The sequence below is a fragment of the Oleiphilus sp. HI0123 genome (assembly GCF_001635315.1).
Genome location: NZ_LWGE01001356.1, coordinates 1 through 8,752, shown reverse-complemented (window position 1 = coordinate 8,752; position 8,752 = coordinate 1). Strand labels below are relative to the sequence as shown.

Annotated in this window: 11 protein-coding genes; 4 read left to right on the top strand and 7 right to left on the bottom strand. The window is 45.0% G+C overall.

Features of this window, described 5'->3' with window-relative positions; all coding sequences use genetic code 11:
- Window positions 1-172: 172 nt before the first annotated feature.
- The gene (locus A3761_RS17000) at window positions 173-709 is read right to left on the bottom strand and encodes a hypothetical protein (RefSeq protein ID WP_068514249.1); all 537 of its coding nucleotides are present in this window, start codon (window positions 707-709) and stop codon (window positions 173-175) included.
- A 149-nt stretch (window positions 710-858) separates the two neighbouring features.
- Between A3761_RS17000 and arfB the strand changes: the two genes are divergently transcribed.
- The 3 genes from arfB to A3761_RS16985 all read left to right on the top strand — a co-directional run bounded on the left by arfB (window position 859) and on the right by A3761_RS16985 (window position 2,010).
- Window positions 859-1,275: an alternative ribosome rescue aminoacyl-tRNA hydrolase ArfB gene (gene arfB, locus A3761_RS16995; protein WP_068514252.1), complete on the top strand. Its 417-nt coding sequence runs from the start codon at window positions 859-861 to the stop codon at window positions 1,273-1,275.
- 94 nt (window positions 1,276-1,369) lie between these two features.
- On the top strand, window positions 1,370-1,678 hold the full coding sequence (locus tag A3761_RS16990) for a helix-turn-helix transcriptional regulator (protein WP_068506631.1): 309 nt from the start codon (window positions 1,370-1,372) through the stop codon (window positions 1,676-1,678).
- A 2-nt stretch (window positions 1,679-1,680) separates the two neighbouring features.
- Entirely contained in the window at window positions 1,681-2,010 is a 330-nt protein-coding gene (locus A3761_RS16985) for a hypothetical protein (protein WP_068506629.1), read from the top strand.
- A gap of 2 nt (window positions 2,011-2,012) precedes the next feature.
- Here the strand turns inward: A3761_RS16985 and A3761_RS16980 are convergent, their stop codons facing one another.
- The 3 genes from A3761_RS16980 to A3761_RS16970 are packed head-to-tail and all read right to left on the bottom strand — an operon-like array spanning window position 2,013 to window position 4,272.
- Window positions 2,013-2,891, bottom strand: coding sequence for a 3'(2'),5'-bisphosphate nucleotidase CysQ (locus tag A3761_RS16980; RefSeq protein WP_068514256.1), 879 nt, complete (start codon window positions 2,889-2,891; stop codon window positions 2,013-2,015).
- 2 nt (window positions 2,892-2,893) lie between these two features.
- Complete coding sequence (locus A3761_RS16975) at window positions 2,894-3,883, bottom strand: phosphotransferase (RefSeq protein WP_068514260.1); 990 nt, start codon at window positions 3,881-3,883, stop codon at window positions 2,894-2,896.
- Window positions 3,880-4,272: a hypothetical protein gene (locus A3761_RS16970; protein ID WP_068514263.1), complete on the bottom strand. Its 393-nt coding sequence runs from the start codon at window positions 4,270-4,272 to the stop codon at window positions 3,880-3,882. The genes A3761_RS16975 and A3761_RS16970 overlap by 4 nt, the downstream gene beginning before the upstream one ends.
- Window positions 4,273-4,440: 168 nt before the next feature.
- On the opposite strand from A3761_RS16970, the gene A3761_RS16965 reads away from it, so the two are divergent.
- Window positions 4,441-5,400 carry a DMT family transporter gene (locus tag A3761_RS16965; RefSeq protein ID WP_068514268.1) on the top strand — a complete coding sequence of 320 codons (960 nt, stop codon included), beginning with the start codon at window positions 4,441-4,443 and terminating at the stop codon, window positions 5,398-5,400.
- On the opposite strand, the gene A3761_RS16960 is transcribed toward A3761_RS16965, so the two are convergent.
- The 3 genes from A3761_RS16960 to A3761_RS16950 form a co-directional block, all read right to left on the bottom strand.
- The gene (locus tag A3761_RS16960) at window positions 5,397-7,028 is read right to left on the bottom strand and encodes a tetratricopeptide repeat-containing response regulator (protein WP_068514271.1); all 1,632 of its coding nucleotides are present in this window, start codon (window positions 7,026-7,028) and stop codon (window positions 5,397-5,399) included. The two genes, A3761_RS16965 and A3761_RS16960, sit on opposite strands and share 4 nt — an antisense overlap.
- Before the next feature lie 107 nt (window positions 7,029-7,135).
- The gene (locus tag A3761_RS16955; RefSeq protein ID WP_068514273.1) at window positions 7,136-8,221 is read right to left on the bottom strand and encodes a GGDEF domain-containing protein; all 1,086 of its coding nucleotides are present in this window, start codon (window positions 8,219-8,221) and stop codon (window positions 7,136-7,138) included.
- 126 nt (window positions 8,222-8,347) lie between these two features.
- A partial coding sequence (locus A3761_RS16950) for a CoA pyrophosphatase (RefSeq protein ID WP_068750568.1) occupies window positions 8,348-8,752 on the bottom strand: 405 nt, incomplete at its 5' end.

Here is an 8,752-nt window from a genome sequence, read left to right as displayed (position 1 = left end):
TGGTCATGGCTCGTACAAACTCAGCAGAATCAGTTCGGCAGCATGCGATAGAGAAGGCAAAGGCCGGTTTAGGTATTTCTAGTTGCCCTTATCCTAAAAAGTCTCCTTTTCAGGCTGTGTGGATAAAGGCATTTGTTCGTGAAGCACAATTAGACTGGATAAGTGCCGCCAGCTAAGGCTCGATCAGTAAGCTCGACTCCCAGTAGTGCCCCTTACCATGAAAGCGTTGGTAATATAAATCCGTATAATGTATCACTCGGGTGCCGTAGCCAGGTTCATGGATATAAACCCTGTCGTGGTCGTCATAACCATAGATCACAAGGTAGTGCCCGCTATAATACGGTCCGTATTGAAGCATGACAGGGCTGCCTTGACGTAGTTGAGACCTTATTTCAATCAGGCTTAATGTTCCGCTAACATAGCTATCTAAACCTCCCAAATCCCATAAGAGCCAACTGATGTCATCGATAGTCGGTGTGCTCTCTGTATCTAAATATACATACTGATAGTCTAATAAATCTTGTTGAGAGTAATAAAGTTGGTGGTGACGTAAGATGATTTCAGTTGCCCTTGCCCAACTGCTATCACTTTCTCTATAGGGTGTGGTCTCGATCTCCAGTATATAAGAACCTTGCTGGCTTGTGATATGGCAGCCGGAAATCAGCATTGTGATCGCTATCAGTACCGCCGCTTTGTTTATGCTTTTCATACATACTCCTGCTTGTTTATTAATATCTGTACATTGTGAAACAAGTAAGCTGAATGAAAGCTGAACGTGAGACTTGTGTTTTTTCCTGTCATCCCCGTGAGTTATAAGTTACTGTTAGCGGTATATTCAATGCATTAAATACCTTTCTCATGCCGCTTAAGATTAACGACTACGTCACTATTCCTGATGAAGAGCTTCAGCTCTCTGCTATTCGTTCTCAAGGTGCGGGTGGTCAGAATGTGAATAAAGTTTCGTCTGCCATTCACTTGCGCTTTGATATCAAAGCATCTTCGCTTTCGGATTTTTATAAAGAGCGGCTGCTAGGCCTTAAGGATAGCCGTATCAACAAAGAGGGCGTCTTAGTGATCAAGGCGCAGCAGTTTCGTACCCAAGAGAAGAATCGTGAAGATGCGCTGGCTCGTTTAGTGGCTTTAATTCAAGCAGCAACGGTTGTTCATAAAACCCGGCGGCCAACGAAACCTAGTCGAAACTCTCAGCGAAAGCGCATGGATAGTAAGACCAAACACAGTCGAACCAAGGCGCTTCGCGGTCGGGTTAGAGACTAAACCTATTTAAGTCTTAGTCAGGTTTCTATTTTATATTTCCAATATTCTGGAAGTATGGTTGTGGTGGAGGCAGTTTATCTATAAGCTCCCTATTATGGATATCGAAAATGCAGCAAAACAATTAGAAGCTTTGGGTAATGTTACTCGCCTTGAAATCTTTCGGACTCTGATCCAGGCGGGGCAGAGTGGTATGACAGTGGGCGACATACAGAAAAAGTTGGGTATACCTGCTTCAACCTTGTCACATCATATTTCCAAGCTGATGCAATGCGCTTTGCTTAGCCAGCAAAGGGAAAGTAGAAACTTATACTGCAAAGCGAACTTTGCCAACATGACAGAGTTAATGTCTTTTTTGATGAGAAATTGTTGCTCGGCGGATGAGAAGTCTAAGTCCTGTTTATAGGTGTGGTGAATCGATTGCCACAGCAAGGTGATTTTCTGGCGAATATTCATCAGGGTGCGCGTTGCGAAGCTGGAGAGGTTTCGCTCAGAGAGCAGTATATAATCGATACGATGCGCCCTTTCTTATTAAATGAAGGCATTGCTCTGGCTGGGCTCGACTTTATTGGTGGTTATATTACCGAGGTTAATATTACTAGCCCTTCAGCCATTCGGCAGATCAATACAGTAAGTGATCAGGAAATACAGAAAGTCTTGGTTGATGGCATTGAAGCTAGACTCAAGAATAAATTTGCTAAAGCTTGCTGTGACAGTTTCTACTCAAAAGCGAGTTGAATCTAGCCGGAATACAAAGACTGAATCACGGCTACAAGCTCTTTTTCGGTACTGAAGATAACGCCGTTTTGGTTCATGAAGGTGCTGTCTGCTTTATTCAGTTCTAGAACTTGTCCCTTATAATCACAAACAAATGCACCGGCTTCTGAACAGATACACGCGGTGGCAGCAAAATCCCAAAGGCTACCGCCGCCGTCTTCTTTTTTGGGCGGCTTAAAGTAGCATGCGGGTGGATTTTCTAAAGCCTGTATGGCGTTCATTACTGCACCGCAGTGATGAATTTCATTGATTTGAGTTAAGCCCTTATTTGTACGCCATTGGTCGATTGCTTTGTGTATATCAGGAAAGTCAGGCCTTTTTAGAAGGCTGCGATCACAGGGGAGCGTTAGCTGCTCAGTACGAAGTTCGTTTTCCGGGCGCCAGGCTTGGCCATTCAAATAGAGGCCTTGCTCTGTAATAGCCGAGTACATTCTGTCTTTTACCGGGTCATATACCACACCAATTAGAGATTTACCTGTTTTCGAAACCAGGGCGATTGATACAGAATAACCAGGTCTTGCTTGTGTAAAGGCTAGCGTTCCATCTATTGGGTCAATGCACCAAAAAGCTTCTTTTATCAGGCGTTGCTTGTCATCTTCTTGCTCCTCACTGAGTACTGCCAAGTTGTACTTTCTTACGCTGTCGTCCAAATGATCAAGAATTAGCTTCTCACAACGCAAGTCGACTTCGGTTAGTACTTGTGATGCTTCGCTTGAACCTGTCGATTTAGTTAGGATTTCAACTTTCTTATTGGCATAAGTCATTATGACAGCGCCTGCCAGTTGGGCTGCTTCTCGAGCGTATTGAGCGAGTTCCTTGAGATCAGTGGGGGAGAGTTTCATGCCTAACTCTCCTTAGCTTGATTTAGTTGCGAGATTACTTTGCGTGATTGCTGCTCACTGTAGGCGTTGACCTTCCAATGTTCAGGGCTCCAACCTTTAAGGAAGCGGTGAAAGTCGGCCCATGCCACTGAAAATAAAGGGCGCCAGGAGGCTTCAACCTTGCTAGGGTTTATATTGCTTTGGTGTTTGAGCAAAGCCTGTTTAAGTTGTTCAAAGTAGCTATCGAGTAGCTGATTTTCATAGCGCTGGCAGTCTTCTTCATGCAAACAGCTGCCAATAAAGTAGGCCAGATCTTTCATCCCGCAGCCTCCCCCTACGTATTGAAAGTCTACAGCTGCTACAGACTTGCCATCTTCAGAGAAGCAAAAGTTTGCCAACTTGGCGTCGCCATGTACGAAGGTTTGATAAGGGCTGCTTGCGAGTGCGAAGTCGATTCGTGAGGCAGCGCTCTTTAGTGCTTGATCTTCTAGTGCTTCAAGCTCATCAGGGCGAGTATCGAGGTGCCAATATGTCCCTGTTTTCCATAAAGAGTCGGGTGCGTGCCCCATAAATTTGGCATGGAAGTTAGCTAGCCAGCCCAAGCAAGTGTGCATGTCTGTAAGCTTTGCTGACTCTTTTACAATAGGAAAACCTTCGGCTGCAAGGTCTTCCATGATGATTAAAAACTCACCCTCAGAGCTTGCAGTGTCCAAGCACTTTGGGACTCTGCTAGATTCATCGCATAGTGCGCTAAAATCTCTATACCAGGCACACTCAACTTGATAGGAGTATATTTTTCGTTGATGAGAGCGCTGAGTATTCCAGCCTCTGGGGTGCTGACTTTTTTCAGGAAGCTTAACGTGTTTTACGATGACTTGGCTTGCCTGACAGCCTTCCAACTTGTACCGGCTAATTACTCCGTAACCACTCCATAAGCTTTGGATATCTTCAAGCTTAATAATAGAACGAGCCCTGGTCACGTTTAAAATTTGAGACGATAGCGAATGGCTCATGCTAGGTGGCGCCTATCATTCAAAGCAAATAGCCCCTTTCCTAATCGGTAAAGTACCCAAACGCCAACTGCCAACATAATAGGAACCCCAATGATTGCGCCAATAATGGTCACGATCAGAATCCAGGCAATGACTAAACCAACCAAGGCTTTCCAGAAAGTTGTGATTAACCAGTCAAAGTGGGAATACAAGAAGGTACCGTCGGCATCACCCCGCCAGATATAGCTCATAACCAATGCTATGATCGAAGGCCAGCCGGTAAGGAAAGCCGTCAGAATAAACGCTGGCGTTAACAGGCCACTTATAGCACTAAAAATATGTAAGGCATAAATAAGGTAGGTGATTTTAAGCAAGGATGCTGAAGGCTTACCAGGCATATCGGGGAACATTGAGTTTGCACCTTTATATTGACGGTTTTGGTGGAGTTGTAGCTAAGTAAACGATATGGCGAGAAGTATTTAATGGCAAGTTAATCATTAGAAAACAGTGTTTCAATGTTATTAGAGTCAACAACTCTTGGGCGGTTTCTGTTATTGTCGTGAAGCGCTTTTGCACTAATGACATTTAAGGCCAGGGCTATCTCTCATTCGATACGAAATTACGAACTGCTGCTCGTTGCGGTGACGCTTATTGCTGCTGCGGGATGGGTGTTCACCAAAAGCGCCCTGGCAGAGTTTTCACCTTACATCTTTTTAGCACTGAGGTTTTCATTAGCGGCGCTGGTGCTGGTTCTAATGTCCTGGCCGCAATTGGTGGTGCTTAAGCGGCATCAGTTTGTTAAGGGAATAGGTACGGGTATCCTGTTAGGTTGTGCATTGTTGCTTTGGGTCTTAGCGGTGGACCAAACCGATAATATCGGCGAAGGTGCTTTTATCGTGAGCTTGGCAGTCGTCTTCGTTCCGCTAATCGCGCGACTAATCTTTGGTACCAAGATCACCTTCTACCTTATTTGTGCGTTGATTCCCGCAGTTATTGGTTTGGCGCTTTTAGCATTACGGGCTGAGCCAGGAGGTGGTTTGGGCTTTGAATTTAAGGAATCCCATGCTTTCTTCTTTATGTCAACTTTGGGTTTTGCGCTGCATGTCATTTTGACGGGGCGTTATGCACAAGGTATCTCTTATATGGCTCTGACATCTTTACAGCTTGTCGCCATTGCAATCGTCGCGACAGTTGCCGCACTGCTAACTGAGAGTTGGCCAGCTGATTTATCCTATATGGCTTGGGTGTGGCTGTTGTGCAGCGCTTTTATCGCTACAAGTTTACGTTTCGCCTTGCAAACTAAAGCGCTAGCAAAACTGGACCCAAACAGTGCGGCCATGGTTTTTATTCTGGAGCCCGTGTGGACAGCAATCTTAGGCGCATATTTCTTAAGCGAAAGAATGACAAGCAATCAGCTGCTGGGTTGTGTGTTAATTTTTTGTGGGATACTGGTTTACCGCATACCCTTGTTACGAAGCTATTTCCGTCGCTATATAGAAGGTAGGAAGAAAGCGCCACTGAAAGAGGAGTCGCTTTAGTCTTTTGCTTCTTCCATGCTGGCGCGGCGCTCGATTAAATAATGATAGCGTGAATACTCTTTGTGGTGACGGGGAATATGTCTGACTCGATGCAGGTACTCGTCGACTTCTTTCAATAAGCTAGCATCCGCACTGCGTTTATATAGTCGTAGTAGTACTTGCGCCAAATTCAGGTTGAGCGAGATATGCCTTGGGGTGAGGGGAAGGGCGCGTCTTAGCTCCTCTGCTGCCTCTTTAACTTTTTTCTCTCCATAGAGTTTGATACCCATTTTATTAATTTTAGCTGCTCGCTGGCGGGTTTCACTGCCAATTCCCTTGTTGAGCTGCGAGTAAATATCTTCAACCAGTGCACTATCTTCTTTTGCCAGGTCAGCCGCGCGTTCCAGTAAATGTTCCGACTTGTCCTCTTCCCCCAGACTGCTTAGTGTTTGTGCTGCTAGTTTAAGGCTACTCGCAGAGAGGTCTTGAGCGTCATGACTTTCGCCTAGCAGGTCGTCAAGAGCTTGCTTGGCTTCGTCGATGTTGCCGATATTTGCATTGACATTGGCAGCGACTAATTTTGTATGCTCTTCGATATTCCCCTGATTAGCGAAGCGTTTGGCACTTTTATCAAGCAAGTCGAAGGCTTCCTTAACATGTGGGTTGGCATTGATATCGCCACCCTCTTGCTTGGCAACGTCTGCAAGGTAATTAACGAAATCGAAGCAGTGTTCTGGCCGGGCGTAGACAGACTGTTCACTGTGCTTCATTACGTTTTGATAGGCTTCGATTGCGCCCTTACTATCTTTATTTTCTGAGCATAGCTCTGCCAATTGCTTTTGTCTGTGCAGGGAGTTTGGAGACCGCGAGATAGCTTGTTCGACGGTTGCCTGGGCCTCTTTGGTTTTATCTTGTCTTTGCAGTACCTGCGCAAGAAGGTCCAAAGCTTCAACTTGCTCCGGGTCTTTGGTAATTATGACCCGTAGTAGTTTTTCTGCATCCTCATAATGTTTACGCCGAATCATGATTCTTGCCAGCCCATATTCGGCCCAGGTAAAATCGCTTGCTTTAAGGATGCCTTCGTATAGCTCGCGTGCCTCGTCGATGTGTCCGATTTTACTTAGCAGCCAGGCTTTTGTCTTCATGCAGCGAAGTACGTAATTGCCTTTCTCGGCAATTTTCTCGTCACAATATGCAATTGCTGAGTGATAGTCGCCATCATCTATAGCAGTGTCAATTGCACTCATCGCTTCTTTCATTTTTAGCGCTTTGCTTAAGCGTTGTTTCAAATCATTGGGTGTGATCGGTTTTACCAGGTAGCCATCGGGTTCGTTCTCGACGGTGCCCATAACCTTACTGCGATCAACTTCGGCTGAAACAATAAAAAATAAGTCCGAGAACTTTAACAGTTTCTTGTAGCGTAGCTCCTCAAGTAACTCCTGGCCGTTTTTGCCTTTGCCTAAGTCATAGTTGCACAGCGTAACGTCGTAATTGACGTTCTGAAAACCTGAGACAACATTTTGTGCACTGCTTGCTGTGTCAACGAGCTTAAGGCCAAGTGACATCAGTGTCTTTTTGGTAGAAAAACGGAAGGAGTCTAGTTCATCGACGATGAGAAAGCGTTTCTTGGCAAATTCTTCCAGTGACATAAGGTTTTATATGAGTGTAGATTTATGAGCTCAAATATGAGCGGAGCATGCCGCTTGGTAGGCGGGTGTTTATTTGATTATAGGTTAACTTGAGCCATTGTCTTTTTTTATTGTGACTCTATTTTAATCTTGATAGCTTGCTGACAATCACTTCTAATCATATTCCGGCCAGCACTTTTAGCATCGTAAAGCAGGCCGTCGACTCGGTTTAGAAAGCTTTCTGCGGTGTCGCACTCTCTTAGTATGGATAAGCCACCTGAAATAGTGACACTTTCTATCGGGGTGCCACCTTTCTTCTTGGTGAGCTTTGTTTTTGCGACGTTTGCTTGAACCTGATGAGCGACTGAGCTGCCACCAGCTGCTTCGGTATTAGGGAGTATGATTGCGAACTCTTCGCCGCCATAACGGGCAACAAAGTCCCCGCCTTTCACGCTGCGCTTGATCGTCTCGGCGACAAAGCGTAGTACCCGGTCTCCAACAAGGTGTCCGTGCGCGTCGTTTACACGTTTAAAGAAATCAATATCCAGAAGAATTAAGGCTAAAGGGCTATTATCTAGCTGGGATTTTTTTATCGCAGTACTGAGCTGCTCATCAAAGCCTCTTCTGTTACCTACGCCTGTAAGGCTATCTTGGTAGACCTCTTCGCCCATTTTTTCTAGAGACTCCTGAAGGCTGTTAATCTCTGAACTTAGATGATAAACCTTGCTGAGCGCTTGGTGGTTTCGGGATCTGCACTTCTTTGTTTCTGCTAATAGAACCTGAATAATTGATTGAAGGGAGTTTACCTCGGGGTCATGAGTCAGGTCGTCTGCACAGGAATATAAAGCAGCGCTATAGGACTCCATGCCGCTATTCAGTTCGCTTAATTCGGATTGAAGTAAGGTGATCAAGGCTCTTATCGCTTGACGCATTTCACTAAGCTTTTGTTCAGGAATTTCAACGAAATATTCGTTGAACAAATGTTCACAAGTGCTCGCGGAAAAATCTCCGCCTTTGGATATACGTTTATCAATCGCTTTTTTTAGGTCGAGTTTTCTATCTGCATAATATTCGTACCAAACACTATAGACTTCAGGGGTGGCGGGAATAGACAGTTCATTTATTTTTGCAACAGCTAATCGCAGCCACTTGACGCTCTCGGATAACTCGACATTTTGTCGATTATTTGAGGGCGCGTCAGAATACTTGCTCATGGGTATACCTGTTTAAACTATTACTACATTATATAGTCGAAAAGTAACTGAAATGTTAGCAAAACTTTGTTGAATTAATTTGACACTTGAGGTGAGTATTTTGTAACGCTTCCATCACTACTATTGCTACTTTGTAAATTCGTCAATCATTCGTAAGGTTAAACCCCATATGCGTCGGCTTTTGTACCAATAGCAAGGCACTGTTAGTGATACCCCGCGAGCCTTCCATTGCATACTTTCACGGTTGGCCGGAAGTTCAAAATGCTTGATTGGCACCCATAAAGTTTCAGCGACTTCATGGTTTAATACAAAATCCACATTCAGCTGTAGTTCGAAGGTGAATGCTGAAATAACCATTGGTCGTAGACCTGAGTGGGTTTTGGTGAGCTGGTCAGATATGCGCCCTAATGGTGCTAGGTGGCCGGCATCTAAGCCTATTTCTTCTCGTAGTTCGCGCAGAGCCGTGTGATAAATATTGGCATCTGTAGCGTCCATCTTACCACCAGGAAAAGCCATATCACCAGACCAGGG

Bases quoted from the DNA above. Each gene is read 5' to 3' on its own strand.
- A3761_RS17000 (WP_068514249.1), bottom strand. From the start codon at position 709: ATGAAAAGCATAAACAAAGCGGCGGTACTGATAGCGATCACAATGCTG.
- arfB (WP_068514252.1), top strand. From the start codon at position 859: ATGCCGCTTAAGATTAACGACTACGTCACTATTCCTGATGAAGAGCTT.
- A3761_RS16990 (WP_068506631.1), top strand. From the start codon at position 1,370: ATGGATATCGAAAATGCAGCAAAACAATTAGAAGCTTTGGGTAATGTT.
- A3761_RS16980 (WP_068514256.1), bottom strand. From the start codon at position 2,891: ATGAAACTCTCCCCCACTGATCTCAAGGAACTCGCTCAATACGCTCGA.
- A3761_RS16975 (WP_068514260.1), bottom strand. From the start codon at position 3,883: ATGAGCCATTCGCTATCGTCTCAAATTTTAAACGTGACCAGGGCTCGT.
- A3761_RS16970 (WP_068514263.1), bottom strand. From the start codon at position 4,272: ATGTTCCCCGATATGCCTGGTAAGCCTTCAGCATCCTTGCTTAAAATC.
- A3761_RS16960 (WP_068514271.1), bottom strand. From the start codon at position 7,028: ATGTCACTGGAAGAATTTGCCAAGAAACGCTTTCTCATCGTCGATGAA.
- A3761_RS16965 (WP_068514268.1), top strand. From the start codon at position 4,441: ATGACATTTAAGGCCAGGGCTATCTCTCATTCGATACGAAATTACGAA.
- A3761_RS16955 (WP_068514273.1), bottom strand. From the start codon at position 8,221: ATGAGCAAGTATTCTGACGCGCCCTCAAATAATCGACAAAATGTCGAG.